At 60.8% G+C, this 25,875-nt stretch carries 29 protein-coding genes and 1 pseudogene; 12 read left to right on the top strand and 18 right to left on the bottom strand.

The genetic code is table 11. From position 1 onward, the window contains the following. Nucleotides 1-36: 36 nt before the first annotated feature. The gene (rpmB, locus tag FHX09_RS26985; protein WP_007789441.1) at nucleotides 37-333 is read right to left on the bottom strand and encodes a 50S ribosomal protein L28; all 297 of its coding nucleotides are present in this window, start codon (nucleotides 331-333) and stop codon (nucleotides 37-39) included. Between the two features lie 238 nt (nucleotides 334-571). On the opposite strand from rpmB, the gene FHX09_RS26980 reads away from it, so the two are divergent. Further along, a complete protein-coding gene (locus tag FHX09_RS26980) occupies nucleotides 572-1,348 on the top strand; it encodes a DUF3108 domain-containing protein (protein ID WP_037081934.1) in 777 nt (258 codons plus the stop codon). Nucleotides 1,349-1,378: 30 nt separating this feature from the next. Continuing rightward, the gene (locus FHX09_RS26975; protein ID WP_132594357.1) at nucleotides 1,379-2,281 is read left to right on the top strand and encodes an EamA family transporter; all 903 of its coding nucleotides are present in this window, start codon (nucleotides 1,379-1,381) and stop codon (nucleotides 2,279-2,281) included. Here FHX09_RS26975 and FHX09_RS26970 read toward each other — a convergent pair. After that, complete coding sequence (locus tag FHX09_RS26970; RefSeq protein ID WP_007789435.1) at nucleotides 2,278-2,700, bottom strand: cupin domain-containing protein; 423 nt, start codon at nucleotides 2,698-2,700, stop codon at nucleotides 2,278-2,280. The genes FHX09_RS26975 and FHX09_RS26970 overlap by 4 nt on opposite strands. Further along, nucleotides 2,700-3,470 carry a hydroxyacylglutathione hydrolase gene (gene gloB, locus FHX09_RS26965; protein WP_132594355.1) on the bottom strand — a complete coding sequence of 257 codons (771 nt, stop codon included), beginning with the start codon at nucleotides 3,468-3,470 and terminating at the stop codon, nucleotides 2,700-2,702. The genes FHX09_RS26970 and gloB overlap by 1 nt, the downstream gene beginning before the upstream one ends. A 54-nt stretch (nucleotides 3,471-3,524) precedes the next feature. Between gloB and FHX09_RS26960 the strand changes: the two genes are divergently transcribed. From FHX09_RS26960 to FHX09_RS26950, 3 genes are all read left to right on the top strand, one after another. Further along, nucleotides 3,525-4,301, top strand: coding sequence for a class I SAM-dependent methyltransferase (locus tag FHX09_RS26960; RefSeq protein WP_007789431.1), 777 nt, complete (start codon nucleotides 3,525-3,527; stop codon nucleotides 4,299-4,301). A gap of 108 nt (nucleotides 4,302-4,409) precedes the next feature. Next, nucleotides 4,410-5,519: a histidinol-phosphate transaminase gene (gene hisC, locus FHX09_RS26955; RefSeq protein WP_132594353.1), complete on the top strand. Its 1,110-nt coding sequence runs from the start codon at nucleotides 4,410-4,412 to the stop codon at nucleotides 5,517-5,519. Further along, nucleotides 5,516-6,445, top strand: a complete 930-nt coding sequence (locus FHX09_RS26950) for a prephenate/arogenate dehydrogenase family protein (protein ID WP_007789425.1) — start codon at nucleotides 5,516-5,518, stop codon at nucleotides 6,443-6,445. The genes hisC and FHX09_RS26950 overlap by 4 nt, the downstream gene beginning before the upstream one ends. A 2-nt stretch (nucleotides 6,446-6,447) precedes the next feature. On the opposite strand, the gene FHX09_RS26945 is transcribed toward FHX09_RS26950, so the two are convergent. Then, on the bottom strand, nucleotides 6,448-7,446 hold the full coding sequence (locus FHX09_RS26945) for a DUF2125 domain-containing protein (protein WP_132594351.1): 999 nt from the start codon (nucleotides 7,444-7,446) through the stop codon (nucleotides 6,448-6,450). A 51-nt stretch (nucleotides 7,447-7,497) separates the two neighbouring features. On the opposite strand from FHX09_RS26945, the gene FHX09_RS26940 reads away from it, so the two are divergent. Next, complete coding sequence (locus tag FHX09_RS26940) at nucleotides 7,498-8,031, top strand: gamma-glutamylcyclotransferase (protein WP_037081926.1); 534 nt, start codon at nucleotides 7,498-7,500, stop codon at nucleotides 8,029-8,031. A 2-nt stretch (nucleotides 8,032-8,033) separates the two neighbouring features. Here FHX09_RS26940 and FHX09_RS26935 read toward each other — a convergent pair whose 3' ends face one another. From FHX09_RS26935 to ftsE, 4 genes are all read right to left on the bottom strand, one after another. After that, nucleotides 8,034-8,831: a 1-acyl-sn-glycerol-3-phosphate acyltransferase gene (locus FHX09_RS26935; protein WP_132594387.1), complete on the bottom strand. Its 798-nt coding sequence runs from the start codon at nucleotides 8,829-8,831 to the stop codon at nucleotides 8,034-8,036. A gap of 84 nt (nucleotides 8,832-8,915) precedes the next feature. Then, a complete protein-coding gene (locus tag FHX09_RS26930; protein WP_132594349.1) occupies nucleotides 8,916-9,620 on the bottom strand; it encodes a YdcF family protein in 705 nt (234 codons plus the stop codon). 75 nt (nucleotides 9,621-9,695) lie between these two features. Next, nucleotides 9,696-10,706: an ABC transporter permease gene (locus tag FHX09_RS26925; protein ID WP_007789415.1), complete on the bottom strand. Its 1,011-nt coding sequence runs from the start codon at nucleotides 10,704-10,706 to the stop codon at nucleotides 9,696-9,698. Continuing rightward, nucleotides 10,699-11,358: a cell division ATP-binding protein FtsE gene (gene ftsE / locus FHX09_RS26920; RefSeq protein ID WP_007528031.1), complete on the bottom strand. Its 660-nt coding sequence runs from the start codon at nucleotides 11,356-11,358 to the stop codon at nucleotides 10,699-10,701. The genes FHX09_RS26925 and ftsE overlap by 8 nt, the downstream gene beginning before the upstream one ends. Before the next feature lie 149 nt (nucleotides 11,359-11,507). Between ftsE and FHX09_RS26915 the strand changes: the two genes are divergently transcribed. The 3 genes from FHX09_RS26915 (at nucleotide 11,508) to FHX09_RS26905 (ending at nucleotide 13,303) form a co-directional block, all read left to right on the top strand. Then, nucleotides 11,508-12,218, top strand: coding sequence for a hypothetical protein (locus tag FHX09_RS26915; protein ID WP_184450883.1), 711 nt, complete (start codon nucleotides 11,508-11,510; stop codon nucleotides 12,216-12,218). Between the two features lie 64 nt (nucleotides 12,219-12,282). Next, complete coding sequence (hpt, locus tag FHX09_RS26910; RefSeq protein ID WP_007528026.1) at nucleotides 12,283-12,825, top strand: hypoxanthine phosphoribosyltransferase; 543 nt, start codon at nucleotides 12,283-12,285, stop codon at nucleotides 12,823-12,825. Nucleotides 12,826-12,943: 118 nt separating this feature from the next. Beyond that, the gene (locus FHX09_RS26905) at nucleotides 12,944-13,303 is read left to right on the top strand and encodes a response regulator (protein ID WP_007789408.1); all 360 of its coding nucleotides are present in this window, start codon (nucleotides 12,944-12,946) and stop codon (nucleotides 13,301-13,303) included. Nucleotides 13,304-13,329: 26 nt separating this feature from the next. On the opposite strand, the gene FHX09_RS26900 is transcribed toward FHX09_RS26905, so the two are convergent. The 6 genes from FHX09_RS26900 to argH all read right to left on the bottom strand — a co-directional run bounded on the left by FHX09_RS26900 (nucleotide 13,330) and on the right by argH (nucleotide 20,334). Beyond that, the gene (locus FHX09_RS26900; protein WP_007789406.1) at nucleotides 13,330-13,779 is read right to left on the bottom strand and encodes a hypothetical protein; all 450 of its coding nucleotides are present in this window, start codon (nucleotides 13,777-13,779) and stop codon (nucleotides 13,330-13,332) included. 174 nt (nucleotides 13,780-13,953) lie between these two features. Next, entirely contained in the window at nucleotides 13,954-14,286 is a 333-nt protein-coding gene (locus FHX09_RS26895; RefSeq protein ID WP_132594345.1) for a hypothetical protein, read from the bottom strand. A 121-nt stretch (nucleotides 14,287-14,407) separates the two neighbouring features. Beyond that, nucleotides 14,408-17,092 carry a TIGR02302 family protein gene (locus FHX09_RS26890; protein WP_184450881.1) on the bottom strand — a complete coding sequence of 895 codons (2,685 nt, stop codon included), beginning with the start codon at nucleotides 17,090-17,092 and terminating at the stop codon, nucleotides 14,408-14,410. A 175-nt stretch (nucleotides 17,093-17,267) separates the two neighbouring features. Further along, nucleotides 17,268-18,536, bottom strand: coding sequence for a diaminopimelate decarboxylase (lysA, locus tag FHX09_RS26885; RefSeq protein WP_132594341.1), 1,269 nt, complete (start codon nucleotides 18,534-18,536; stop codon nucleotides 17,268-17,270). A gap of 125 nt (nucleotides 18,537-18,661) precedes the next feature. Further along, nucleotides 18,662-18,856, bottom strand: a complete 195-nt coding sequence (locus FHX09_RS26880; RefSeq protein WP_007789400.1) for a lipoprotein — start codon at nucleotides 18,854-18,856, stop codon at nucleotides 18,662-18,664. Between the two features lie 77 nt (nucleotides 18,857-18,933). Beyond that, a complete protein-coding gene (gene argH / locus FHX09_RS26875; protein ID WP_007789398.1) occupies nucleotides 18,934-20,334 on the bottom strand; it encodes an argininosuccinate lyase in 1,401 nt (466 codons plus the stop codon). A 41-nt stretch (nucleotides 20,335-20,375) separates the two neighbouring features. Here argH and FHX09_RS26870 point away from each other — a divergent pair, with 41 nt between their 5' ends. After that, entirely contained in the window at nucleotides 20,376-21,038 is a 663-nt protein-coding gene (locus tag FHX09_RS26870) for a TlpA disulfide reductase family protein (RefSeq protein WP_183719641.1), read from the top strand. 4 nt (nucleotides 21,039-21,042) lie between these two features. Here the strand turns inward: FHX09_RS26870 and FHX09_RS26865 are convergent, their stop codons facing one another. Continuing rightward, a complete protein-coding gene (locus FHX09_RS26865) occupies nucleotides 21,043-21,477 on the bottom strand; it encodes a cupin domain-containing protein (protein WP_348649199.1) in 435 nt (144 codons plus the stop codon). On the opposite strand from FHX09_RS26865, the gene FHX09_RS26860 reads away from it, so the two are divergent. Beyond that, nucleotides 21,423-21,578, top strand: coding sequence for a hypothetical protein (locus FHX09_RS26860; protein ID WP_165933198.1), 156 nt, complete (start codon nucleotides 21,423-21,425; stop codon nucleotides 21,576-21,578). The two genes, FHX09_RS26865 and FHX09_RS26860, sit on opposite strands and share 55 nt — an antisense overlap. A gap of 302 nt (nucleotides 21,579-21,880) precedes the next feature. Here FHX09_RS26860 and FHX09_RS26855 read toward each other — a convergent pair whose 3' ends face one another. Continuing rightward, entirely contained in the window at nucleotides 21,881-23,287 is a 1,407-nt protein-coding gene (locus FHX09_RS26855) for an adenylate/guanylate cyclase domain-containing protein (RefSeq protein WP_132594335.1), read from the bottom strand. Between the two features lie 884 nt (nucleotides 23,288-24,171). Between FHX09_RS26855 and FHX09_RS26850 the strand changes: the two genes are divergently transcribed. Beyond that, on the top strand, nucleotides 24,172-24,702 hold the full coding sequence (locus tag FHX09_RS26850; RefSeq protein ID WP_132594333.1) for a hypothetical protein: 531 nt from the start codon (nucleotides 24,172-24,174) through the stop codon (nucleotides 24,700-24,702). A 30-nt stretch (nucleotides 24,703-24,732) separates the two neighbouring features. On the opposite strand, the gene FHX09_RS26845 is transcribed toward FHX09_RS26850, so the two are convergent. Both FHX09_RS26845 and FHX09_RS26840 read right to left on the bottom strand, forming a co-directional pair. Continuing rightward, a complete protein-coding gene (locus FHX09_RS26845; protein WP_007789382.1) occupies nucleotides 24,733-25,614 on the bottom strand; it encodes a 3-hydroxybutyryl-CoA dehydrogenase in 882 nt (293 codons plus the stop codon). Between the two features lie 148 nt (nucleotides 25,615-25,762). Beyond that, nucleotides 25,763-25,875 (bottom strand): annotated as a pseudogene (locus FHX09_RS26840) (electron transfer flavoprotein subunit alpha/FixB family protein); the annotation flags it as partial.

Genomic DNA, 25,875 nt, shown 5'->3' with positions numbered 1-25,875 from the left:
CCTTTCGAAGCCGTATGAAGAAGAAGCGGTCGAAGCTTAGGCAGCAGCGGCTTCGGCAGTCTTCTTGACGATCTGGCGACGCAGCAGACGAGCGCGCATCGACAGTTCATTTTCGCTTGCCTTGATCAGGAAGGCATCGAGACCGCCACGATGCTCGACGGAACGAAGAGCAGCAGCCGAAACGCGAAGACGATAACGCTGGCCGAGCGCGTCGGAGATCAGCGTAACCTGGCACAGGTTCGGGAGGAACCGGCGCTTGGTCTTGTTGTTGGCATGGCTGACATTGTTACCAGTCAGGACTGCCTTGCCGGTCAATTCGCACATGCGGGACATGGAACACCTATTCTTGTTTTTCTCGGCCATCGGTTGCATGCCCGCGCAAAACCGGGTTAGCAATCCAACAGGCCATGATTGGAAAGTTGCGGTTCTATAGTCAGACAGGCCGGGCGCGTCAAGCCAAACCTTGGCATTTCCCGCAATTCTGTCAAAAAGCTCGTGTTTGCTTCGTTGTGAGACAGGCGTATAGACCGTGATGAACGGCTTTACCAGCTGCCAGAACAAGGTTCATTTCATGGCTCATCCGGGCAAACGCATTCTGATATCCGCGATAGCTGCGCTGATAGCCGTTCCGGCCGGCGCAAGCGAGATCGTGCATCGCACGGAATACAGGGTTTCCCTAGGAATCCTGACAATCGCCCGCGCCGCCTTCCTGACGAAGATCGAGGACGACAAGAGCTACAGGGTCTCCGGCGACATCAGTTCGGCCGGCCTTGCCGATCTCGTCACCAATATCTCGGCCAAGACAAGCGTCGACGGCGTGTTGCGCGGCGACCGGCTGCAGGCGTCCCGCTACTATCTCTACTACAAGAGCGGCAAGCGCGCCCGCACATACGAGGTGCGCTACAGCAACGGCAATATCACCTCGACGACAGTCAAGCCGCCTCGGAAACCTCCGAATAACTGGGTCAGCGTGCCGGCAAGCGACATGCGCTCCGTCCTCGATCCGATCTCGGGCCTGATCTTTCCCGCAGACACCAATGTCTGCGCCCAGAAGCTGCCGATCTACGATGGCGAAATGCGCATGGATCTGGTGCTATCGCCCAAGGGTGCGCAGAACTTCTCGACGGCGGGTTTCAACGGCAAGGCGACCGTATGCAGCGTGCGGTTCGTCCCTCGCTCCGGCTACAAGAAGGGTCGCAGCGACATCGACTATCTGAGCAAGAGCAGCCGGATGGAAATCTGGTTTGCCAAGTCGGATGCGGCAAATGTATATGCTCCGGTCTACGTCCGTATTCCGACGCAATACGGACCGGTGACGATTACCGCGGTGAAATACGGCGCAAGCTGACGGAGCAGGAGCCTCCGTAAAGGGGGACAGGTGAAGCTTCGGGCAACGCTAATCGGCTTTACGGCGATCCTCATGTGGTCGTTTTTGGCACTGTTCACGGCCGCCTCCGGCACGATGCCGCCGTTCCAGCTGTCGGCCATCTGCTTTGCCATCGGCAGCATCCCCGGCATCGTCGTGCTGATCCTCAATCCGTCGCGACTGGCGCTGCTCAAGCAGCCGGCCAAGATCTGGATCGTCGGGATTGCTGGCCTGTTCGGATACCATTTCCTCTATTTCACGGCGCTCAGGAACGCACCGGCCGTCGAAGCCGGGCTGATTGCCTATCTCTGGCCGTTGCTGATCGTCGTCGGATCGGCGCTGCTGCCGGGAGAGCGCCTGCGTTGGTATCATATCGTCGGCGCCCTGGCCGGCCTTTGCGGCACCTTCCTGATCGTTGGCCGCAACGGTATCGATTTCGACGGCGCCTTTGCCGTCGGCTATGGCGCAGCCCTCCTTTGCGCCTTCACATGGTCCGGTTATTCGCTCCTGACGCGTCGCTTCGATGCAGTGTCGACCGATGTCGTCACCGGCTTTTGCATGGCGACCTCGATCCTGTCGCTCATTTGCCATCTCGGGCTCGAGACGACCGTCTGGCCGGAAACGGTATCGCAGTGGATGGCTGTCGCTGGCCTCGGGCTCTTTCCCGTCGGTGCGGCCTTCTATGCCTGGGACTACGGCGTCAAGAATGGCGACATCCAGATTCTGGGCGCCGCAAGCTATGCAGCACCGCTTCTCTCGACGTTAAACCTGACACTGTTCGGCTTTGCCGGGCCGAGCTGGCGCATCGCCCTCGCCTGCGTGTTGGTGACCGGCGGCGCCGTGCTGGCGGCAAACGAGATGTTCCGCCGAAAGTCCGCGGCGGTTGAACAGCGCGCCGCCGCGGAGTATCCTTAGCCAGCAGGCTTCCAGTCCGACGCCGCCATCTCGAAGGAGGCGAATTCGAAGCCCGGCGCAACGGTGCATCCGACCAGCGTATACTCGCCACGGGTTTCGGCCGACTGCCACCAGTTGGCCGGAATGATCGCCTGCGGTCGCTCGCCGTTGAGAATGTCCGTGCCAAGCACTAGCGTCTCGCTGCTGCTCCCATTTTGCGAGCGGTGAAGCGCAAGCGGAGCCCCGGCGTAATGATGCCAGACCTCGGCAGCGTCATGGACACGATGCCAGTGGGATCGCTGCCCCGCCTTCAGGAGATAGTAAATCGCCGTCGAGTGGCCGCGCGAACCACCCTCGGTGTCGCGGAATGTCTGCACATACCAGCCGCCTTCGGGATGCGGCTCCATTCCAAGTTCGCGAATGATATCGTCCGGGGACATCAAAAATTGTCCTTGCGCCGGCGGATTTCCGCGAAGACTTCCTCGTTGGTCTTGGTTTCCATCAGCAGGTTGCGGCGGATGGCAGGATCAGCCGCGCGCAGAAAAGGATTGGTTTCCTTCTCCAGTGCCAGCGTCGTCGGAATCGTGAACTTGTTCTCGGCCCGCAGGGCCTCGATCTCGGCCGCACGGACTATCAGGCGCTGATTGTCCGGATCGATTGTCAGGGCGAAACGGGCATTGGAGAGCGTGTATTCGTGGCCGAAGTAGATGGCCGTTTCATCGGGCAGCACCGCAAGCTTCTGCAGCGAGTGCCACATATCGGCGGCCGGGCGCTCGAAAAGACGCCCGCAGCCGAGTGCAAACAGCGTGTCGGCGGCAAAGAGCAGCTTGTCGTCGGCGAAGTGGTAGCAGATATGTCCCGCCGTGTGCCCGGGAGTCTCGATGACCTGTACCGTGTGGTCGCCGAACAGGAAGGTATCGCCGTCGGCCATCGTCTTGTCGAGACCCGGGATCGCCACCGCCTCGTTGATCGGACCGATAATCTCGCAGCCATATTGCTGCTTCAGCGCGAGGTTGCCTTCGACGTGGTCGGTATGGTGATGGGTCGTAAAAATATGTGAGATCGTCCAGCCGCGGCGGGCTGCCGCCTTCTCGACCGCGCCTGCATCGGGAGCGTCAATCGAGGCGGTCAAGCCGGTTTCAGGATCGTGGACCAACACGCCGAAATTGTCGGTACGGCAGAGAAAAACTTCTAAATCCAACGGTTTCATAGTCTCAGGCAGCCTCTTTATCGCGGGTATACCGGGAATGTAGAGGGTCCTGCCTTGAAGTCCAACCGCCCACTGATAACATTTACCTCGATGCACGCTGATATCGTCGACCTACGCCAGTTCTATCATTCCGACCTCGGACGCATTGCCGAGCAGTCGATCGCCATGGCGCTTTCCTCGCTTTGGGTTCGGCTCCCGCAGGAGCGTCTCGTTGGTCTGGGCTACGTCGTGCCCTTCCTAGATCGCTTCCAGTCCGACACGGAGAGAACCTTTGCCTTCATGCCGGCAGGGCAGGGTGCCGTGAACTGGCCTGTGGGGGCGCTTTCCTCGACGGCCCTGATCTTCGACGAGGAGCTGCCGTTGCCCGATTCCTCGATCGACCGGGTGCTGATGGTCCATTCGCTCGAATTTGCCGAGAGCCCGCGGGAAACCCTGAAGGAGCTGTGGCGGGTGCTGGCGCCAGGCGGGCGCCTGGTCATCGTCGTGCCGAACCGCCGTGGCGTCTGGGCACGGATGGAGCATACGCCGTTCGGCTCCGGGCGACCCTATTCGCGTGGGCAGCTGACAAGTCTCCTGCGGGAAACCAATTTCACGCCAGGCGCGACGGCCGAGGCATTGTTCTTCCCTCCCTCCAAGCTTCGCACCATGATGCGCCTGCGCGGCCTCTTCGATCGTGTGGGACGCACCTTGTGGCCGGCATTTTCCGGCGTGATCGTCGTCGAGGCGCAGAAGCGGCTCTATCAGGGCCTGCCGGTTGCCGCCCGTGCGTCGCGGCGCGTCTTCGTGCCGGTTCTGGCGCCGCATGGTGTTCCAACGACACGCAGTCGCTAGGGTCAGGACCCTAGAGGTCCCGCAGCACTCGACAAGGCCGCCTTTCCGTTCTATTGCCACAGGCAGTTTTCAGCCGAATTTTTCCCGGTATTTTCCAAGGTCGATCTCATGAGCGAAGAGAAGAGCAAGCCCGTTCCGCGTCCCGGTATTCTGGATATTGCAGCCTATGTGCCGGGCAAGGAACATGCGCCGGGTGTCGCACGCGTTTACAAGCTCTCCTCAAATGAAACGCCGCTCGGCGCGAGCCCGAAGGCGATCGAAGCTTTCCGCAACGCCGCCAGCAGTCTCGAGCGTTATCCGGACGGCCAAGCAACGGAGTTGCGTGAGGCGATTGCGGCCGTACATGGGCTGAACCCTGCCAACATCATGTGCGGCAACGGTTCGGACGAGTTGCTGGGCCTGCTTTGCCATGTCTATCTCGGGCCGGGCGACGAAGGCATCATCACCGAGCACGGCTTCCTCGTCTACAAGATCCAGATCATGGGCGCCGGCGCGACTCCGGTTGTCGTCAAGGAGAAGGACGCGACCGTTGACGTCGATGCCATTCTGGGCGCCGTCACGCCGAAGACTAAGATCGTCTTCATCGCCAATCCCGGCAATCCGACCGGTACCTATGTCCCGGTCAGTGAAATCCGCCGCCTGCAGGCAGCTCTGCCGAAGCGTGTCGTTCTGGTGCTCGATGCCGCTTATGCGGAATATGTTCGTCGCAACGACTACGAGGCCGGCATCGAGATCGTCTCGTCGAACGTGAATGTTGTCATGACGCGCACCTTCTCCAAGGTCTACGGTCTGGCCGCGCTTCGCGTCGGTTGGATGTATGCCCCGGTAGATATCATCGATGCGGTCAATCGCGTCCGCGGCCCGTTTAATATGAACGCGGCTGCCATTGCCGCCGGCGCGGCGGCCATTCGCGACCAGGCCTTCACGCAGGAGGCGGCTTCCTTCAACCAGATTTGGATCGAAAGGATAACGGGCGCGCTTGAGGCTATCGGTCTCAAGGTGACGCCGTCGGTCGCAAACTTCGTTCTCATCCACTTCCCCGACGTCGATGGCAAACGCGCGCCTGAAGCCGATGAGTTCCTGACCAGCCGCGGCTACATCCTGCGTGCGGTGAAGGGCTACGGATTTCCGAATGCGCTGCGCATGAGCATCGGCCCGGAGGAGGCGAATCGTGGCGTCATCGAAGCGCTCGGCGAGTTTATGGGACGCAAGTCATGACCGCGCAGTTCGATCGCATAGCGCTGATCGGGATCGGCCTGATCGGCTCCTCCATTGCGCATGACATCAAGCGGCTTGGCCTCGCAAAAGAAGTCGTTATCGCGACGCGCAGTGCAGATACCCTGAAAAGGGCTGAGGAACTGCAGCTCGGCGACCGCTACAAGACGTCGTCGGCCGAGGCGGTGAAGGATGCGGACTTGGTCGTCGTCTCGGTGCCCGTTGGCGCGTCGGAGAGCGTTGCGAAGGAAATTGCTAGCAGCCTGAAGCCTGGCGCGATTGTAACGGATGTTGGCTCGACCAAAGCCTCGGTCATCGCGCAAATGCAGCCGCACATGCCGCCGCACGTGCACTTCATCCCCGGCCATCCGCTGGCGGGCACGGAGAAGTCCGGTCCGGACGCCGGTTTCCCGGGGCTCTTCGAAGGGCGCTGGTGCATCTTCACGCCGATCTCAGGCACCGACGAAACGGCGTTGAAGCGGCTGCGGCAGTTCTGGGAAGCGTTGGGCTCCAAGGTCGACGAGATGGATCCGGAGCATCACGACAAGGTGCTCGCCATCGTCTCACACTTGCCGCACATCATCGCTTACAACATTGTCGGTACGGCGGATGATCTTGAAGCGGTCACCGAATCGGAAGTGATCAAGTATTCCGCCTCCGGCTTCCGAGACTTCACGCGTCTGGCCGCTTCCGATCCGACGATGTGGCGGGACGTGTGCCTGCACAACAAGGATGCGATCCTCGAAATGCTGGCGCGTTTCTCCGAGGACCTCGCCTATCTGCAGCGGGCCATTCGCTGGGGCGAGGGCGACAAGATCTTCGATCTTTTCACCCGTACCCGCGCCATCCGTCGTTCGATCATCAAGGCCGGCCAGGATGTCGACGCACCGGATTTCGGGCGCCCGCATCCGCTCGAAAAGAAAGCCTGATTTCAGATCGGCGGGATCGATCCCAACGGAATGAAGCCGCCGACCGTGGCATTGCCGCGTGCAACGACGAGATCGACGGAAACCTTGTCACCGCCGCCCGCCAGCGCCTTCAGCAGCTTGGCGGCGGTGTCGACGGTCTTGGCGATCTCGGGGAAGGTCTGCTTGACGCTGTCGCGCCAGGGGCCGAGTTGCTCGATCTCCAGCTTGAATTTGCCCGACAGGTAGCCCTCTTCATCAAAGGAGAATGGGCCGCTCAGCGTCATGACCTTGCCGTCACCGATGTCAGCCACGACCTTGCGCAATTCACCACTGGCGCCGTAAAGCCCCTTCTGGTCGCTGCCGTCGATCATGCCTGCCTTGCCGGCGAGCGTCACGTCAGCACTCGCAGAAAGCTTGGGGAGGGCGGGCCAGTCCTTAATCGCCGTATTGGCATCCGTCACGGAGATCGCGCCGTCAAGGTCGCCACCGTTCTGGCGGAGGTGGATTTCCGTATGGGCAGCGTCGAAGTTGATCGTCTGGCCTGTCTGCGAGGACACGGCGGTGCCCTTAAGCCCGTCGATGACGGTCGAAGAGCGGTCAATGCCCTTCAACTTGGTGATCAGGCTGGATTGCAGGCTTGCCCATTCCGCATTGAGCGTCAGACCGTGGGCACTGCGGATCTCTGCCGGCGAATCGAGTTCCCACACGATATGACCGGGAGCGTAAACCTGGGCTGCGGAGCGCAGTTCGCCAAAGGTCGCCGAGACACCATTGACGGTATCGTCAACATCGACCTTCGAGCAGAACAGGCCGATCCGGAATGGATAACCGCGGAAGTCGATATCTGTGCACTCGCCGCTGACGCCTGCCGTATTGCCGGGTGCAATCGCCTTCAGCACGGTGTTCTTCAACTCGGACGCGGCATAGAACCAGGCGCCGGTATAAAGCGCGATCACCAAGACGATACCGCTGCCGAGCATCCAGAATTTTCTGCCGCTGCGGGATGGGCTTGACGCTGCCATGATGTTCTCCAATGGTGACTCGCGAGTGGAAATGTCGGTCTGGCGTGCGATATGGACGAATTTTGGGTATTTGGCTACGGATCACTGATGTGGAATCCGGGCTTTGGGTTTTTGGAGCGTTCTCAGGCTCTTGTCCGTGGCTACCGGCGTTCGCTTTGCGTTCATTCCTGGGTGCATCGCGGCACCGAGCAGAATCCGGGCCTCGTACTCGGCCTTGATCGTGGCGGTTCCTGCCGTGGCATGGCCTTCCGGATCGCGCCGCATGAGTGGGACGAAACAATCGACTATCTCAGGGAGCGCGAGCTCGTAACCAACGTCTATCTCGAGCGCTGCCTGCAGCTACAACTGGCCGATGGCAGAACAAGCAAGGCGATCGCCTATGTTGTTGATCGCAAGCACACGCAGTATGCTGGTGGACTCGACGCGATCGCGGCGGCACAGGTCGTCCACGGCGCTAAGGGCAAATCAGGACCGAACGACGCCTATGTCTTCAACACGCTGGCGCACCTGCAGGAGATGGGCATTCGCGATCACTGGCTGGAGCAGGTGGTCGGCGAAGTGGAACGGCTGAGAAACGGGGCTTGAGCTCAGGCCGTCGCTGCCTTCGCCTTCTGCAATTCCTGGAGCCGCTGAACGGCGGTCGGCGGAAGCGGCAGATTCGGATTGCGCTTGACGGTGTCGACCAGCAGTTCGTCGCTCGCCGTCTCGGTCACGTCGATCAGATGCGCAAAGAAGGCATCGGGATCCATGCCGGGCTGGATCGGCGGCAGTATCCGCACCTTGAAGTGACCGGGGTAGCGCATCGTGCGGCGTCGCGGCCAGAAGAGGCCGGGATGCATGGCGACCGGCACGACCGGCAGCTGCAGATCGCGGTACATACGGGCAATGCCGTATTTGTAGAGCGGCTCGGCGCCGGGCGGGCGGCGGGTGCCCTCGGGATAGATGATCAGCTGACGGCCGGTTGCCAGCTCTTCCTTCGTGCGCTTCAATGCCTCGACCATGACCTTGCCGCGGGCCCCGCGGTTGATCGGGATCATCCGCTGTTTCTTGGCATACCAGCCGAAGAGCGGGATCCACATCAGCTCACGCTTCAGGATGTAGACCGGATCCTTCAGCCACGGCAGAAGGGCATAGGTGTCCCAAAAGGATTGGTGCTTCGGCGCCAGGATATAGCCGCCATCAGGCAGATTCTCGATGCCCTCAATCTCGAAGGTCGTGCCGACGATCTTCTCCATCAACCAGTGGCTCGACAGCGCCCAGTTTTTCGGTATGCGATAGGCGTCCTTGCGTGGCGCGACGAAATAGTAGGGGGACAGCACGATCATGCGAACGATGAGGTTGGCGTAGAAGATCGTGTTAAAGAGAACGGAACGCAGGGCGATCATAAACTTTCCCAAGGCCAATGTCCGCAAAACGCGGTTGCGCCCTCCTACACGATATTGACCGTCAGAAAAAGGTTTCGCTGAGCTTTAGCCGGAGACGCCGGCCGAACGCAGCCCCGCATGACGGCCGAGACCCGTCAGATTGCGCACGCCGGCGAAGAGCACTTTCGCATATTCGGCAAGCATGACCCGCACGGCGTTGGGATCGGTGAACCAGTTGCTGGTCTTCAGATCCGTGTTCACCACAGGATAGGGAATAAACTGGGTTTCGGAATCGACGTAGGCGAGTTCTGCAAGGCTGCGCGGCATATGGTAGTTGTTGGTGACGATGAGGACGCTCTTGTAGCCGCGCTGGTGGATCCAGTTCGATGCTTCCTGGGCATTGCCGATCGTGTCGAGCGCGTCGTAGCCGACGTCGACGCAGCAGGAGAAAAGCTCCGGCGAAGCCTGGGTCATCCTGCGGATCTGCTTCGGCGTGGTGGTCGGGTGCACGCCCGAAATCAGCAGGCGCTTGCCGGCACCTTTCTGAAGTAGCTCGACGGCCTGATCGATGCGCTGGTAGCCGCCTGTCAGAACGACGATCGCATCCGCGCGCGGATCGAGCGGAGGCTTCAGGGTCGTAACGGAATCGGCAAACCGCAAGAAGCCGCCGAAGATGAGGGCGATGCCAAGGATGAAGGTAACGCCGCCCCAGCGCAGCATGCGCCGTAGGGGACCGCGGCGCGCAGGTCCTCCCTCGGAGCGAGCAAGCTCCGTTCCAGGGCGAATCGGGGTGCGCGAAAAGTTGCCCATGCTCATGAATCAGAAAAATATATGCAGATTGCGGCGGCGAACAGACGCTTTCATGGCAAAAAAGGCATGTAAAGCTCAATTCACGAGCCCGTCGGCACGTGCCGGATCGGAACGCAGCGTGTCAATCTCGTAAATGGTCCGCATTACCGTCAGCCGGGCCGTGAAGGTCGTCAGCAGGGCGATGACGATCATGGTGGCAAAGATGCCGGCATAGCCAAGCGCACCAACCGAAAACGTGCCGAAGAGAGCGGTTGCCTGATCCGTCTGCGGGGTGGCCAGCGTGCGGCTTTGCAGGAAGCCGGCCGTCAGGAAGAAGAGCGCGGCAAGGGCGCTGCCGACCGCCGATCCCTTGAGGCTGATCTTCAGAAAATGCTTCTGAAACTCAGTGGCGACGAACGAGCTTTCCGCGCCGACGAAGTGAAGAACCTCGACGATGTGGCGATTGCCGGACAGGGCGCCACGGGTCGCGAAAACGACTGTCAGCACCATCGCCGAAAAGACCAGCAGCAGGATGCCAGTGCCGATCATGACGGTGGTGTGGGCCATCGAAACCAGCCGGTCGACCCAGGTGCGGTGATCATCGAGCGAGGCCTGCGGAATGCTTTCCTTGAGCAGCGAGCGCATCGCCTCGAAATCGGGCGGATTGTTCTCGTCGATGGTGATGATCACCAGCCGCGGAACCGGCAGTTCCTTGATGTCGAGCCCGGTGCCGAGCCAGGGCTCGAGCAGACGGGCGGTGGCTGCTTCATCAACAATCTGGCCGTTCTTCGTGCCGACGAACGTCAAGGCGAGATCACGTGCCTGCGCCAGTGTTTTGTCCATGTCCAGCCCCTCTTCGGGCTTAATCTGGATGGTGATCTCGCGGGAAATCTGGCTCTCCCAGCTGGCGGCGGTGGAACGCACCATGCTGACGCCGCCGAGCGTCAGGCAGGCGAGGAAGGCCATGATGGCGATGACCACCATCAGCGCATTTCCCTGGATGTTGGCGGAAGGCAGGATCGGCGCCGTCGGGCGCACCTTCATCTCCGGCCGCTTCGGGCTTTTTGGAGCGGCCTCTGCCGGCGGTTTGGGGGCGGCTTTAGTCATGGATATCAAGGTGCCCTTCCGAGAGAATCATACGGCGGGCTTCCACCTGGTCCATCAGCGCGAGATCGTGGGTCGCAATCACAACCGCCGTGCCAAGACGATTGAGTTCAAGGAAGAGATTGAGCAGACGGCGGGCCATCGGCGGGTCGACGTTGGCGGTCGGCTCGTCGGCCAGAAGGATCTCCGGACGGTCGATCAAGGCGCGCGCGATCGCGGCGCGCTGCTTTTCGCCGCCTGACAGAACCGGCGGCAGGACGTTGATGCGTTCGCCAAGGCCAACCCATTTCAGGAGCTCGAGCACGTCGGTCTTGTAGGAGCTTTCGTCCTTACCGCGAACGCGCAGCGGCAGCGCCACGTTCTCGTAAGTGGTCAAATGGTCCAGCAGACGGAATTCCTGGAAGATGATCCCGACACGGCGGCGCAGCAACGGCAGCTCTGGGCGCGGAATATCGGAAATGTCGCGCCCGAACATGCGGATCAGCCCGCGGGTTGGTTGCAGCGACAGAAACAGCAGTCGCAGCAGCGTGGTCTTGCCGGCGCCCGAAGGACCCGTCAGGAACTGAAACGACTTTTTCGGAATGTCGAACGTCAGGTCCCGGAGAATTTCCGGGCCCATCCCATAGCGCAAACCGACATTTTCGAAGTGGATCAACGGTAGATCAGTCTTTTGTTTGTTCACCGCACGACTTGTTAACCAACAGCATTAACAACCAGTAAATTTTACCGGAAAGACGCCGCTTTGATGGCGATCTTTGCGAAGCATTAACCATTAAAATTTACGACTGGGCAGGATTCGTTTCAATGCCGGATTTCCGTCCGGCCCGAAACCATGTGGACACCGGAAAGGCCGTCATCATGACCTCCTCCTCGTTCAGACGCCAGGCGCCCGGCCGCGCTTATGATTTTCTGCCGCCAGAGCCGGCCAAGCGCGAGGCCCGCCGAACACGACCGGTCGATGTGACCGACGCTGAATTCGTGGTGATAACGAACAGTCGCGCGCAGACCTTCAATGCACGGACCTTCAACGACAATCGCCGGCGTCCCTCGGCCTCTTTGGTGATCCAGCCTTCGTTACCGCGAACCTTGATGGAATCATTCATTCGAGCGGGCGAATCCTGGTTGCAGCAGGCATCGGTCAAGACCTTCGTTGCGCTTGTGCTTACGCTGTCGGTGCTGGTGTTCGGTCTCTTCGGTGGCTTCTCCGGCCTCTCTCAAAGCGAAGCTGCATCGACGGACTCGCCGCTACATTTCTCGCACGTCACGATGACGCCGCGTGATGCGAACGGGATGAGGGTGCTGTTGATCAACGGCATCATCGACAATCAGAGCGGTACCACCCAGGCCGTGCGCCCCATCCGAGCGGACCTGTTTGCCGGCGAACAGCTGACCGCAAGCATCGTGATCAATCCGCCTGCGGATGTCATTTACGGTGGGAAAAGCCGCGGATTTTCTACAAGAGTGCAGTACGCGGGTGGAAAAATGCCGGAAGTCCGGCTCTCCTTCATGCCGTAAGGGGTGTTTCGTCCCGCCGTTTGTGGTAACGGCTTGTCCTTCTATTCATGGAGCAAGCCTTCTTATGCCCGTCGTGCGCGGAAAAAACATCGAGCCACTCTTCACCGCCGAGCAGATTGCGGAGCGCAACCATGCGATGGCGAAGCAGATTGCAGCCGGACCGACGAAGGATCTGCTGGTCATAGCCGTGTTGAAGGGCTCGTTCATCTTTGCCGCCGACCTTATCCGCGCGCTGCATGACAGTGGCCTGGCGCCCGAAGTCGAGTTCATCACGCTGTCGAGCTACGGCACTGGCACGGTGTCGCAGGGCGTTCGGATCGTCAAGGATATCGACAGCGACGTGAAGGATCGCGACGTTCTCCTGATCGACGATATTCTGGAATCCGGCCGCACCCTACTGTTCGCCAAGGAACTGCTTTACGAACGCGGCGCACGCAACGTCACCATCGCCGTGCTCCTTGACAAGAGCGTCAAGCGCAAGGAAAAACTGGAAGCCGATTATGTCGGCTTCGAATGCCCCGACTATTTCGTCGTCGGTTACGGCATGGATGTCGCTTACGCGTTCCGCGAACTCCCGTTTGTCGGCGTGGTCACCGGCGACGCCTGACTGTGCCACAATAAGACGGGTTGTTAACCATCCCGTCCATCCCTTCCTGCCGTTTACCGATCGCAAAGGAAAGTCGTGTGATTTGCGTTGCGGGGCATGAAACGGAGTGATGCACACCATGGCGAAAATTCTGATTACGGAAGACGAGGACTCCCTGCGCTCTTTCGTAGCCCGCGCTTTGCGTCTTGACGGTCATGAGACCGAAGAAGCCGCCGATGGTGCGGAAGGACTGGAAAAACTCAGAGACGGCGTCTACGACCTGCTGCTCTCGGATATCCGCATGCCCGTGATGGACGGCATTGAGCTGGCGCATCAGGCAAAATCCGCCTTTCCGGCGTTGAAGATCCTGTTGATGACCGGCTATGCGGAACAACGCGAGCGCGCTGACGATTTGGCGGAAAAGATCGTCGACGTCGTCTCGAAGCCCTTTGCCTTGCCGGATATCCGCAAGGCCGTCGCGCGTGCGTTGGCCGCCTGAGGCGGCTAACGGCACTCCTCGACAATTCAGCCCTCGTCGGGGACGAATTTGCCTTCGTAGCGTACACGGAAATTGCGGCGCTGGAAGTCCTGCTGAAAACATACAAAGATCAATTCGATATCCGCCAGGCTGTCGCGCTTGTGAAGCAGGCTGAGCGTCACGACGATGACGCCTGCATAGCCGCGCGTCAGCCTGAACGCCGCGTTGCGGATCGCGTTGGCCTCGGCATCCTGCCGGTCGTCGCGCCGCTCGTAGATCACCCAGAAGCGGCAGATGTCCCAGGTCGAACGGAGAATCTCGGTGATCTCCGCCTGGAATTGTTCGGCATGCATGCCAGGGGACCAGGAAAGAGTGCGCTCGCCTTCGTCGGCTACGACGTTGAGGTAGCCATCATAGTCGCCGGTGCGGGAGAGTGCGTTCTCGATCAGCTCAAACGCTGCGTTTTCACCGATTACCGTCTTGAAGAGAATTGCCATCGAATCGCTATCATTAATCACCTGCAGGGTGACAATACGAAGCTTTCGCCAGGCAGGGCTAGCCTCGGCGACGAAATTAGAAGCCCGGTGTCCGTGAGGTCACGCACGTTCAATGCCAACGTCCCCGCTGGACGAGGACGGTGGCACCATCGGCAAAATCCACACCGCGGCCTGTCAGTAGTCGGGGCAGGCGGGATTAATCGTCGTTCCGCTGTTTCCGCCCTGCGTCTGCAGCGTGCCAGGAGCCGGCCTCGGTGGGCAATTGACGGGACGTCGTCCCATAGTGCCATTGGACGAGATGCTGCCTGTCGTCTCCATGCTGTAGGGGGCCGGTCTGTAAGCGTCCGAATACCGCCCACTTCGGGTCGATTCGTAGTTGTCGTAAGCGAGCGTCTTGCCGCCGCTGTTCGTCGTGGCAAATCCACCGATATCCCATGCGCTTGCCGTGCCAGCAGCCATGCCGAATCCAAGAGCGACAGCTGCGATCAGCCTCAATTCCGTTTTCATGGAAGTACCCTCAACTCGTGCCCAAAACGACGCAACCTCGCGTCACAGTAAACACATAGGTATCTACGGCGTGTTGGCGTTGAATCTCACGGGATTGTGACCCGAATTGGCACAAGAGGGCCTACTGGATGTCCAGCAGGCGCTCCAGATAGCGTCGTTCGATTTCCTGCGATGGGTTGTTGCCAAGCTTTTGGCGAATGGCGTCCAGGATTTCACGGGCGCGCTGTACGTCGATTTCGTCGGGTACCTTAACCTGATCGCCGAAATCGGGTCCTTCGGCGCGGCGCGGACGGCCAAGCGGGTCGCGGCCGTTCTGGTTGCCTTGCCCGACCTGGCCTTGCGGACCTTGTCCCTGTTGGCCCTGCATTGCCTGCATCATCTGGTTCATCATGTCGCGCGCGCCCTGGCGCAACGCCTCCAAGGCACGTCCCTGGCCCTGGATGGCCAGTTCACCGCGCCCCTGGCCGAGTTCGCGTCCGGCGCCTTCCATTTCGCGCTGCGCCTGGCCGAAGCCCGGGCCGGGCTTGATGCCCATGTCGCCGAGACCCTTCTGTAGCTCGCCGAGCTGCTTGCCGAGTTCGTCCTGGCGCGAACGCAATTGCTTCAGGGCTTCGCGCAGTTGCTCGGCCGTCATTTGGTCGGAAGGTGACTGCCCCTGCTGATTCTGACCCTGCTGGCTTGGGTCCTGACCCTGGTCTTGCTGGCCCTGTTGCTGATCCTGCTGCATGCCGTCGTTGTCCATCGGCATGTCGTCGAGAAGCGGATCGTTCATCCCCATGTTGGGGTCGCCGCGCTGCATGCGGTCCTTCAGCTGCTGGTCCAGCTTGAAGGTTTCTTCCATCAGCTTCTGCTGGTCACGCAGGATCTGGCCGAGCTTGTCCATCTGCTGGCGCATTTGGCTGTTGTCCTGGCCCTGCTGCCCTTGTTGCGGCCTGCCGGCCTGCAGGTTGTTCATCATCCGCTGCAGCTCGGAGAGCATCTGCTGGGCAGCGTCCCGGTTACCTGAACGCGCCAGATTCTCGATCTGGTCCATCATCCGCTCGAGATCCTGCAGGCGAATGATGTTCTGAGCGTTCTGGTTCGGCTGCATCGGCGCATTCTGCATGCGCTGGGCAAGCTCCTTCATGTATTCCTGCATCGCCTTGCGCAGCTCGTCCATGAGCTTCTTGATCTCACCATCAGGTGCGTTGCGCTGCAGGGCATCCGCCAGGTTCTGCTGGGCGTTGCGCAGATTGCGCTCGGCCTGCGAGAGGTCGCCATCTTCCATGCCGATCGCGATATCCCAGAGGTAGTCAGCCGTGTCCTTGAGCGCCTCCTCGCCCTTGGCAATCTTCATCCGCGTCAAGGCGGATTGCAGCAACAGGTAGTTCGTCAGGTTAGGGATCGTCTCTTCCGGGCGAAGCGTCAGCGCTTCGTTCAGTGCGATCGCTTCCGGCATCTTCCGGGTATCGAGCGAGAAGACCTGCCGTTCCTCGGCCACGGCTGCGGCAAGGGGCTCGTTGAATGGCCGGGCGGGCAGCGTCATCTCGTGCGGCGGGCTGCGACCGGTCTGGCCTGCTGCGTCCTTTGCCACGAGGGTAATGCGAACCCGCTTGCCCGAAAGCGGATGCTCGGTGAGGTTCTTGCTGGTCAGCCCCTTGGCGTCTCGCGAATTGCGGCGAGGAATGTCCAGGCGGAAGTCCGGCAACGGGTAAAGCGGTGTCGCGGTCGGATCGGTCTCGACAGGAACGATTTCTGCCCGCGCTTCCTGCACGCCGTAATCGTCCTTGACGGTAAAGCCGATTTCAAGCGCACCGTTGACGGTTGGCTTCGGCATTCCATTGAAGGCGATCTCGGGCGCCTTATCGGAAATGACATCGAAGCTCCAGGTACGTCCGTTGACCTCGAGCCTGCCATTTTCCTCGAGCTTCATCAAATGCGTGGTGGCGGAGGGAACGGGGTTGGCTGCCGCCGCGCCTTCAGCCAGCTGCGCCGCTGGCGTCGCGGGCTGCTTGGCCGCTTCCTGGGGCGCAATGTCCTGCGCCTCGCCGTTCTCACGCCGGAAGACGACCTTCTCGGCGGTTTTGCCGCCGCTGACACGGACCGTAAGGTTCGAGAGTTCGGGAACGCGGATCGCCGCCTGCTCGGTGCCGGTTGCCGTCAGGTAGATCGGGGCGCGGCCGGTATAGGAGGGGGGCGTGACCCAGGCATCGATGCGCACGGCAGGATCGCTCGCTTGCGGTGCCGGCCGCGGCTGTAGCGCATCCGAAATCGAGCCGCCGCTCGGCGACAGCGAATAGGCGAAGGCCATTACCACCAGCAAAGCCGGAACGGCACGCAGAGCCAGCCGGTCGTGGGAGGCGATGTCAGGGCGGGGGAAGCCGGTATCGAGCGCTGCGATCTTCTCCGCCATACGCGTCTGGTGTTCGCGCCAGAGGGCACGCGCGAAGGGGGTGTCGGTGGCGGGCTCGTCTTCCTGAACGGCCACCGGCTGGTGTTGCAGGCCGTTGCGCTGTTCGAGCAGCCGATCCGCAGCGGCCGTGTCTGGCCAATAAAGCCGGCGAAGGGGAAGGAGCGCAGCAACGAAGGCAACCGCGAAACCGATCAGCAGCGCCACGCGGAGCCAATCGGGCGTATAGCGGAAAACGCCGAACCAGGACGCCGCCAGATAAAGCGCTGCGACCGAAAAGATCGGCAACAGCAGCGGCATGATCTGCTCGGACAGCAGGACCAGGCGCGCTAGAAAGCGCTTCGCCGCAACCAGCCGCGCCAAGGACGGCCTCAGGGCAAATGCACCGTGTTTCTCCCTGCTGGAGCTCTTACTCAATCCGGTCTCCGCGAGCTGGCGTTCGAAGGCAGAGTGCACTTACGGCGATCGCCGGGGCAGTTCGCTCTCCGTCAAGGATAACATTCTTTGTGGCGAAGGCGAGGGCAAGCGCCGGCCAATGCCGGATTTTCACGGTTCTTCGCCAAAAAGTGATGCCATCGCTGAGAGCGCGTGATCAGTCCAGCCAGGTCGGGACGGAATCGAGACCGATCAGCTCTTCATAGGTCCCGCGCGGGCGAATCACGTGGAAATCGCTACCCTTGACCAGCACTTCAGGAACCAGAAGGCGGCTATTGTAGGTGCCTGCTTGCACCGCGCCATAGGCGCCTGCGGAGCTGATGGCGAAGAGATCGCCGGGCTTTGGCATCGCCATTTCGCGGTCGAGCGCCAGGAAATCGCCGGTTTCGCAGACAGGACCGACGACGTCCGCCTTGATGCGCGGTGCGTTCGCCGCCGAGATCACGACGGGGCGGATCTCGTGATGGGCTTCATAGAGGGTCGGACGGATGAGGTCGTTCATCGCGCCGTCGACGATGACGAAGGTCTTTTCGCCGCCGTCCTTCACATAGATCACTTCGGTCACCAGGATGCCGGCATTGCCGACGATCAGGCGGCCGGGCTCGGTGACGATCTTGCAGTTCAGTTCGCGCAGCTGGCTCTTGACGATTTCGGCATAGGCTTCCGGATGCGGCGGCGGGTTGTTGTCATCGCGGTAGGGGATACCAAGGCCGCCGCCGACATCGACGTGATGGATATCGTGGCCGTCGGCGCGCAGCGTGCTAACCAGTTCGCGCAGTAGCTTGAAGGCGTCTTCGAATGGCTGCAGTTCGGTGATTTGGCTGCCGATATGCATGTCGATGCCGGTCACTTCGATGCCGGGCAGGCTGGCTGCGCGGGCATAGACGGCGCGGGCGCGCTCCCAGGAAATGCCGAACTTGTTTTCCTTCTTGCCGGTCGAGATCTTGGCATGCGTCCTGGCGTCGACATCGGGATTGATGCGGAAGGAGACGGGCGCCTTTTTGCCCGCCTTGACGGCGCGCTGGTTGAGGATTTCGAGTTCCGGCTCGGACTCGACATTGAAGCAGTAGATGCCGGCCTCGAGCGCGAAGTCCATTTCCCGCGGTGTCTTGCCGACACCGGAGAACATGATGCGCGATGCCGGGATACCGGCGGCGAGCGCGCGGCGCAGCTCGCCTTCGGAGACGACATCGACGCCGGCGCCGAGACGACCGAGCGTCTTCAGCACGGCCTGATTGGAATTCGCCTTCATGGCGTAGCAGACCATGGCATCGACCTCGCTGAACGCTTTGGCGAAGACGCGGTAGTGGCGCTCGAGCGTCGCCGTGGAGTAGCAGTAGAAGGGCGTGCCGACAGCCTTGGCGATCTCGGGAACGGGAACGTTCTCGGCGTAGAGGACGCCGTCGCGGTACTCGAAATGGTTCACGTCAGTGGCCTCTTAAAGCATGTCTCCCGAAAGTGGGAACCGGTTTCGGGGTAAGGACATGCGCAACAACAAAGACTAAAGCGCGACTGGCGAATCTGAAAGATCGCCGCGCGCTTTCGCGCGCTTTAGAGAAGCGGATCGAGGATGAAGGGCCTGTCCGCGGTGCCCGGCTGTGGCGTCGGCTTCGATGAGTCGCCGGTCTTCGTTGCGTTCGCGCTTGGCGGATCGAGATCGCCTTTGCGCCCGCACCCGGCGACGGCAAGGCCGATCACGGCAAAAACAACCGTCAGGCGGACGATCTGCGGCAAGCTCTTCTGCATGGAATTCCTCTTGGAGCGGCACTGTTGGACACCTTCATAGCGAAGTTTATCCACCTTGTGCACCCTGATTGTTGAGGTCAGTTGCGGGCCCGCCAATAGGCGATCTGCTTGCGCACCTCCAAAGGCGCGGTGCCGCCGAAGCTCTTGCGGCTTGCGACCGATGCCTCAACCGTCAGCACATCGTAGACCTTGTCGGTGATTTCAGGATTGATCGCCTGCAAGTCGGCAAGCGACAGCTCGGCAAGATCGCAACCCTTGCTCTCGGCAAGCGCCACGGCGCGGCCAGTCACATGGTGGGCGTCACGGAACGGCAGACCCGCCTCGCGCACCAGCCAGTCGGCAAGGTCGGTTGCCGTCGAATAGCCGGAGCCGGCCGCCGCCTTCATGCGCGCGGCGTTGATTGTCATGTCGCGCACCATGCCGGTCATCGCGGCGATCGCCAGTTCCAGGCTTTCGGCAGCATCGAAGACCTGTTCCTTGTCTTCCTGCATGTCCTTGGAATAGGCGAGCGGCAGGCCCTTCATGATGGTGAGAAGCGCCACCAGCGAGCCGTTGATGCGGCCGGTCTTGGCGCGCACCAGTTCGGCGGCGTCAGGGTTCTTCTTCTGCGGCATGATCGACGAGCCGGTGGAGAAGGCGTCCGACAGGCGCACGAAGCCGAATTGCGGCGTCGACCAGATGACGATTTCCTCAGCCAGACGCGACAGGTGCATGCCTGTGATGGCTGCGATCGCCAGGAACTCGATGGCGAAGTCGCGGTCCGAGACGGTATCGATCGAATTGCGGGTCGGCTCGCGGAAGCCGAGTGCCTTCGCCGTCATGTGGCGGTCGATCGGATAGCCGGTGCCTGCGAGGGCGGCCGCACCGATCGGGCTTTCGTCCAGATGCTCGATGGCATGGCGCACGCGCGAACGGTCGCGGCCGAACATTTCGACATAGGCCATGCAGTGATGGCCAAAGGTGACGGGCTGCGCCGTCTGCATATGCGTGAAGCCCGGCATGACGGTGTCGGCATGCTCTTCGGCGCGGTCGAGGAAGGCTGATATCAGGTTGGTCAGCAACTGCTCGGTCTTCTGAAGCTCTTCCTTGACCCAGAGGCGGAAGTCGAGCGCGACTTGGTCATTGCGGGAGCGCGCTGTGTGCAGGCGGCCGGCGGCCGGGCCGATCAACGTCGCAAGGCGTGCCTCGACATTCATGTGAATGTCTTCGAGCTTGCGGGAGAATTCGAAATTGCCGCTTTCGATCTCTGACAGGATCGTGTTTAGCCCTTGAACGATCTTGTCTTTATCATCCGCCTGGATGATGCCCTGGTGGGCGAGCATGGTGGCGTGGGCGATTGAACCGCGGATATCCTGCGCAAACAGCTTCTTGTCGAAACCGATCGAGGCATTTATCTCCTCCATGATCGCATCTGGGCCGGAAGCGAAACGTCCGCCCCACATCTGGTTGGAGGATTTGGTGTCCGTGCTGTCGGCCATGACGATGCCTGCCTTGAAGAACGCGTGTCTCGGAGAATGAAATGACGACAAGAACGCCCCTGCGCCTGCCATCCCTGAAGCTGATCGGGATCGCGGCCGTCGCAGGCATTATTGCCGGTGCGGCAGCGGTTTACATCAGGGAAGCCGGGTCTGGCAATGGCGGGACGCAAACGGCGTCGGGCGAATGCGCGGCGACAAAGGACATCGCCACGAGAATTGCGCCGCTGCTCAAGGGACAGGTGGCGGCGATGGTTGCTCCTGACGAGCACCGCAAGCTCACCACCGTTGCCTTCAAGGGCCCCGACGGCAAGCCCATGACGCTCGACAGTTTTGCCGGCAAGACCGTGCTCTTCAATCTCTGGGCAACCTGGTGCGTGCCGTGCCGCGAGGAAATGCCGGCTCTGAACGCGCTGGAGAAGGAGTTGGGCAGCGACAGGTTCCAGGTCGTTCCCGTCAACATCGATACCGGCGACGACGAGAAGCCGAAGGCCTTCCTCAGCGAAATCGGTGTCGATGCGCTACAGTTTTATCGCGACAACACCATCGAGGTCTTCAACAGCCTGAAGAAGGAGGGGTTCGCCTTCGGCTTGCCGGTCACGCTCCTGATCGACGGCAAGGGCTGCCTGATCTCCGCCATGAACGGCCCCGCCGCCTGGGACAGCGACGACGCCAAGGCGCTAATCAAGGGTGCGGTTGGGACGTGAGGCACTAGGCGAGCGGTGGGCCGACGATCGCGATATTGTTCTCGGCGCAGCAGCGCGTCAACGCGTCGATCATCTCGGGAGACGGGGCGGTCGCGGCGGGAAGTTCCGGCTTGTCTGCAATGCGGCTTGCCTGCCGCAGCATCGTCTCGAAGTCGTCGCCACGCGTGATCGTCAGGCAATGGGCGCCAGCGGCACTTTCGATCCGAAAGCAGTGCGGGATACCCTTCGGCGCAACCAGCGTCTGCCCCGCACCGGCATGGACGTTGCGGTCTCCGATTTGAAGGCGCATCTCGCCTTCCAGAAGATGGAAAACCGCGTCTTCGCGGTGGTGAACGTGCAGCGGCGGTCCACGCGATACGATCCATCGATGGAACGCTTTCCGCCATGGTGGACGAGGCTCTCCAGTCCCACGGACTTCGTCGTGATGTGACGCTCGCACCCGCCCATTTTCAGGGCGTGGCGCTCGCCGTTGCCGCCGGTTCGCATATCGCCGCCGTGCCCATGCAGTTTGCGAGGGCGTCAAGGCGCAGCTCGACCTGAAGGTCTTCGAACCGCCCATCGATGTTCCCGCGCCGCACGTGAACCTCTACTGGCACTCTCGCTATGATCAGGATCGAGCGCATGAGTGGATGCGATCACTGATCGTGACGACGGTCTCGGAGTTGGGATTCCCCCTTTAAAAGCAAAACTGACGGCCGGAGCGAGCCGGTGAAGCCATCACCGGCCTTTATTCGAAGCTTACATTGGCACCCGGTCTGTCCAATCGAAAAGATAAGCCAGGACCGATAGCCTTGCCGCGAGGCCCTGCTCAAGTTCGCACGACGTAGAAGATCTGACGAAGTTCATGACAGGGCGAAGATCCTGACTTCCCTCCCGATACCCTGCAGTTCCTCCATCCGGGAGACCGATGTGATGCCGCTGTCTCGTAGGATCTCTGAAACTTGGGCATCCCCGACAATCGCCTCCGTCGTCAGGATCACATTGGGATCAGCAAGGCCCTGTACGCGGGAAGCGATATTGACGGTCTGGCCGAAATAGTCCTGCCGGTCGTTCAGGCTGACTGCCAGGCATGGTCCCTCATGGATGCCGATCTTCAGGAGGAGATCTTCGCTGCCACGTTCGGCATTTAGCCGAAGCATCGCCTGCCGCATCCGCAGCGCGGCCGCCACCGCGCGATCGGGGCTCGGGAAAGTCGCCATCACCGCATCCCCTATGGTCTTCACGACCGCTCCGGTCTCTGTGGCGACGATCTCGTGAAGAACCCTGAAATGTGCTCGCACCAGATCGAATGCGGCAAGATCGCCGACGCGCTCGTAGAGGGCGGTCGAGCCCCTTAAGTCAGTGAAGAGGAAGGTCAGACTTGTGATCTGGAGACGCTGGTCTACGTCAAGTGTGTCTGTCCGATAGATGTCGCGGAAGCTCTGGTTCGTCAGCAGACGCTTGGCGGTCAGAAAGGCTCGTCTGCGGCCCAGTAGCTCGTGCAGGTCGTCTCCGGCGACGCAGACGTTCGGTACCACTCTGCGATCGGTGTGGTTCTCGAGGGTGAGCCGGAGAACGCCGGGACGAAACGTAATCGTTTCGTTCAGTGCATGCGCCTGGCTGATGACCATTGAGAGGTTCTGACGTTCGTGGGTGGGCTCACCTTTCACGTCGATAAACTGCGCCGAGTGTGTCACCGCATCGAAGATGATGACGAATTGCGCCGGCAGTTGTAGTGAGACGAAAGCCTTCTCGCCCGGCGCCAACTCGATCATCTCCAATACGATGCGTGCGAACCGCGCTTCGAAGTCATCGGGCAGATCGACCCCGGAACTGAAGAAGATTTGCCGGTAATACTCAAGTGGAGGCAACCGATCGGGCTCGTGGGCAGCAATCCTGCGCACTCTCGGACTGACCGTAAAGGTTACCTCGACCATTTCGTCGAGGGTTGGCTCGTATCCGGCCGCGCAAAGCGCGCAATGGTAGGTCTCTTGGACAACTCCCTTCAGGGTTGCGCCGGTGTCAAGGACGCCGCCGCATCCCGGGCAAAGCACATTCCAGGTCATCTCGAACGCGCCTATGCGGGCCGCATGGAGAAGCGCCGCGATGGTTTTTTCTTCATCGAGATGATGCGCATCAGCGAAGGCGAGCGCATTGATGCGGTTGAGATCGCGATCCGAGCCATGCATGACAACATTCTCGATGCACTCGACCGTCTGAGCGTCAGCTACCTGTCGCAAGCTCGCAAAAAGTACGTCCACTTCGCTCATTAGACAGGTCTCCGTGCGTATAACCCCACGGCGGACGACGCCAGTAGCGCGATCATAGCACGGGAAGTTGCCGATAGAAATCTCGACGCCTGGATGCTGCTCGCCTCCCGCTCTGTTTGATTTTATTTGTACCTAGCCTTCCGGTCGCAAGCAGTCACGAAGCCCCAGTGATGGCATTTGCCGCATAATGCAGGAAAATCTTGCCCTCGATTTTCCCCGCTGCCCGGCCCCGTGCCAACAGTCCTCTCGCTTCCGTCGCCGGAGTGTTTCGCGAGAGGTTGCAGGCGGGAGCCGGCGCCCTGTCCGAAGCTGTAACGTGCAGCCGAACGCAGGGAGGTGAAAGCCGGGTATTCGGGGTCAAAAAACGGTGCAGCCACAAGTCTCCCCCGGATGTTCCAGCATCCGGTTTGGTTCAGCCATGTCTGGACGGATCTGCCCGGACGCAGCGAGACGAGGCAATCGCCTGAAGGGATAGGGATATCCCGAAGAACGCCGCAGGCCACGCAAATGCGGAGCCATAATTTATTCGTCAGTGAGGTTCCGCATTTGCGTGGGCTCTCCGGATCGATGATTGATACTGCAGGCGGATGCGCCGTGCGGAGGGGAAGTCGTGGCCGGGGCGTGAGCGTCGACAACCTGGAGTACTCCTCGAAAGAGATCGTGCGGCCACCGATATTGAAGGCCATTGCCGAGCTCGCCATGCGGCGCTAGATTGTGAATGAGACGCAGTCGCGCGCCTAGCGATAGTCGAGCCGCGGCCAAAATCGATGGCCAGGGAGACGACATCTCCCAAGCTTTTGAAGCTTCAGTCGCTTCGCCCCGGGCGCAGGCGAGCCCTATCGAACGCAAGTCAGTTCACTGGTGCGACAGCATAGGAGGCGTAGATGGCAATTTCGCGCAAGCAGGCAGAGCGTTTGCTAACTGCGGACGAATGGCAGCTCGTTCAGAAAACCCACCATCCGGCAATGCAGGATCTGTCGGATGCTGATCTCTCCGATCTTGCCAAGCGCATACGGGAAAGGCGCGATCGGGCGCAAAGCGAGGCGAATAGGCAGCGCAGGGAAATCAGGGGCAAGGCGCAACCCAAAGGGGCGGCACCAGCGCGCAAAGATACGGGCACGCGGGCCAAACTCGAAGTTCTGGCCATGGGCGTGCGTAGTGTGAATGCCGAACAAGCCCGCCGGCGCAGAATGCTTGCTAAAGTTCAGATGGTCGAGAATTTGCGGGCCGCGTTGGCGCGAAGGAAAGAAGCGAAAAGCGAGAAGGACGAGGCATTCAACACACGTCAGGCGCATGCAGGCATGCACTCGATCGAAAGCTCGAAGCGCAAGAATCTCATCCGTCCGATGGAGCGAGGCAGATTGCGGAAGGCCGGCGCCGTTTCACAGGCGAAGCGCAACGCTCGTGGCGCATAGGCTTTGATGGTTCGCCAGCTCGGTGGTGTCTTAGCGGGTCGGGATCGGCGTGTCGCCGCGATAGTCATAGAAGCCGCGGCCGGATTTGCGGCCAAGCCAGCCTGCTTCGACATATTTCACCAGCAGCGGGCAGGGACGATATTTCGAGTCGGCCAGTCCGTCGTGCAGCACCTGCATGATCGACAGGCAGGTGTCGAGGCCGATGAAATCGGCAAGCTGCAGCGGTCCCATCGGATGATTGGCGCCGAGCTTCATGGCGGTGTCGATCGCATCAACGGTGCCGACGCCTTCGTAAAGCGTATAGATCGCTTCGTTGATCATCGGCAGCAGGATGCGGTTGACGATGAAAGCCGGGAAATCCTCGGCAACCGTCACCGTTTTTTCCAGCGAGGCGACGAATTCCTTGGCGGTGGCGAAGGTGCTCTCTTCCGTGGCGATGCCGCGCACGAGTTCGACCAGCTTCATGACCGGCACCGGGTTCATGAAATGGATGCCCATGAAGTGCTCGGGGCGGTCGGTGGCGGAGGCAAGCCGCGTGATCGAGAGTGAGGATGTGTTGGTGGCGAGGATCGCTTCCGGCTTCAGGACGGGACAAACCTGGGCGTAGATCTTGCGCTTGACGCTTTCGTCCTCGGTCGCAGCTTCGATCACAAGATCGGAAGCGGCGAGATCGTTGATGTCGGAGGAGCCGGAAATCAGGGCGAGAGTGGCGGAACGTTTGTCGTCCGTCATCTTGCCGCTCGTCACATGGCGGGCAAGGTTGCCGTTGATGGTGGCGAGACCATGCTGGACGCGTTCGTCGGAGAGATCGTAGAGCTGGACCTTGTAGCCTGCATCTGCCGAGACCTGTGCGATACCGCAACCCATCTGGCCTGCGCCGATGATACCAATTGTCTTCAACACCGCACTCATCTCCAAACCCCCGCTCGGCATACGCCCCCGCGCTGCCGCATTTTTCTAACAGAACTGCCGGGCAAATGATCGCCCGGCAGAAGTAGTAGCCCTTAAAATGATAATTTTCCAGTCATTCGCAAGTGCGAAATGAAGGCATCTGCTCGGTTCAAAGCGCCTTCTGCAATTCCGGCAGGACATCGAAGAGGTCGGCGACGAGACCGTAGTCGGCGACCTGGAAGATCGGCGCCTCCTCGTCCTTGTTGATGGCGACGATGACCT

Origin of the sequence: Rhizobium sp. BK538 (genome assembly GCF_014197575.1) — a bacterium.
Classification (GTDB): domain Bacteria; phylum Pseudomonadota; class Alphaproteobacteria; order Rhizobiales; family Rhizobiaceae; genus Rhizobium.
This window is presented reverse-complemented; position numbering and strand designations above follow the sequence as displayed.

Bases quoted from the DNA above. Each gene is read 5' to 3' on its own strand.
- FHX09_RS26925 (WP_007789415.1), bottom strand. From the start codon at position 10,706: ATGACTAAAGCCGCCCCCAAACCGCCGGCAGAGGCCGCTCCAAAAAGC.
- FHX09_RS26850 (WP_132594333.1), top strand. From the start codon at position 24,172: ATGGCAATTTCGCGCAAGCAGGCAGAGCGTTTGCTAACTGCGGACGAA.
- FHX09_RS26900 (WP_007789406.1), bottom strand. From the start codon at position 13,779: ATGGCAATTCTCTTCAAGACGGTAATCGGTGAAAACGCAGCGTTTGAG.
- FHX09_RS26870 (WP_183719641.1), top strand. From the start codon at position 20,376: ATGACGACAAGAACGCCCCTGCGCCTGCCATCCCTGAAGCTGATCGGG.
- hpt (WP_007528026.1), top strand. From the start codon at position 12,283: ATGCCCGTCGTGCGCGGAAAAAACATCGAGCCACTCTTCACCGCCGAG.
- FHX09_RS26895 (WP_132594345.1), bottom strand. From the start codon at position 14,286: ATGAAAACGGAATTGAGGCTGATCGCAGCTGTCGCTCTTGGATTCGGC.
- FHX09_RS26940 (WP_037081926.1), top strand. From the start codon at position 7,498: ATGGACGAATTTTGGGTATTTGGCTACGGATCACTGATGTGGAATCCG.
- FHX09_RS26950 (WP_007789425.1), top strand. From the start codon at position 5,516: ATGACCGCGCAGTTCGATCGCATAGCGCTGATCGGGATCGGCCTGATC.
- gloB (WP_132594355.1), bottom strand. From the start codon at position 3,470: ATGAAACCGTTGGATTTAGAAGTTTTTCTCTGCCGTACCGACAATTTC.
- FHX09_RS26845 (WP_007789382.1), bottom strand. From the start codon at position 25,614: ATGAGTGCGGTGTTGAAGACAATTGGTATCATCGGCGCAGGCCAGATG.
- FHX09_RS26935 (WP_132594387.1), bottom strand. From the start codon at position 8,831: ATGATCGCCCTGCGTTCCGTTCTCTTTAACACGATCTTCTACGCCAAC.
- argH (WP_007789398.1), bottom strand. From the start codon at position 20,334: ATGGCCGACAGCACGGACACCAAATCCTCCAACCAGATGTGGGGCGGA.
- FHX09_RS26915 (WP_184450883.1), top strand. From the start codon at position 11,508: ATGCCGGATTTCCGTCCGGCCCGAAACCATGTGGACACCGGAAAGGCC.
- hisC (WP_132594353.1), top strand. From the start codon at position 4,410: ATGAGCGAAGAGAAGAGCAAGCCCGTTCCGCGTCCCGGTATTCTGGAT.
- FHX09_RS26855 (WP_132594335.1), bottom strand. From the start codon at position 23,287: ATGAGCGAAGTGGACGTACTTTTTGCGAGCTTGCGACAGGTAGCTGAC.
- rpmB (WP_007789441.1), bottom strand. From the start codon at position 333: ATGTCCCGCATGTGCGAATTGACCGGCAAGGCAGTCCTGACTGGTAAC.
- FHX09_RS26970 (WP_007789435.1), bottom strand. From the start codon at position 2,700: ATGTCCCCGGACGATATCATTCGCGAACTTGGAATGGAGCCGCATCCC.
- FHX09_RS26945 (WP_132594351.1), bottom strand. From the start codon at position 7,446: ATGGCAGCGTCAAGCCCATCCCGCAGCGGCAGAAAATTCTGGATGCTC.
- FHX09_RS26860 (WP_165933198.1), top strand. From the start codon at position 21,423: ATGGTGGACGAGGCTCTCCAGTCCCACGGACTTCGTCGTGATGTGACG.
- FHX09_RS26980 (WP_037081934.1), top strand. From the start codon at position 572: ATGGCTCATCCGGGCAAACGCATTCTGATATCCGCGATAGCTGCGCTG.
- FHX09_RS26930 (WP_132594349.1), bottom strand. From the start codon at position 9,620: ATGGGCAACTTTTCGCGCACCCCGATTCGCCCTGGAACGGAGCTTGCT.
- FHX09_RS26880 (WP_007789400.1), bottom strand. From the start codon at position 18,856: ATGCAGAAGAGCTTGCCGCAGATCGTCCGCCTGACGGTTGTTTTTGCC.
- FHX09_RS26905 (WP_007789408.1), top strand. From the start codon at position 12,944: ATGGCGAAAATTCTGATTACGGAAGACGAGGACTCCCTGCGCTCTTTC.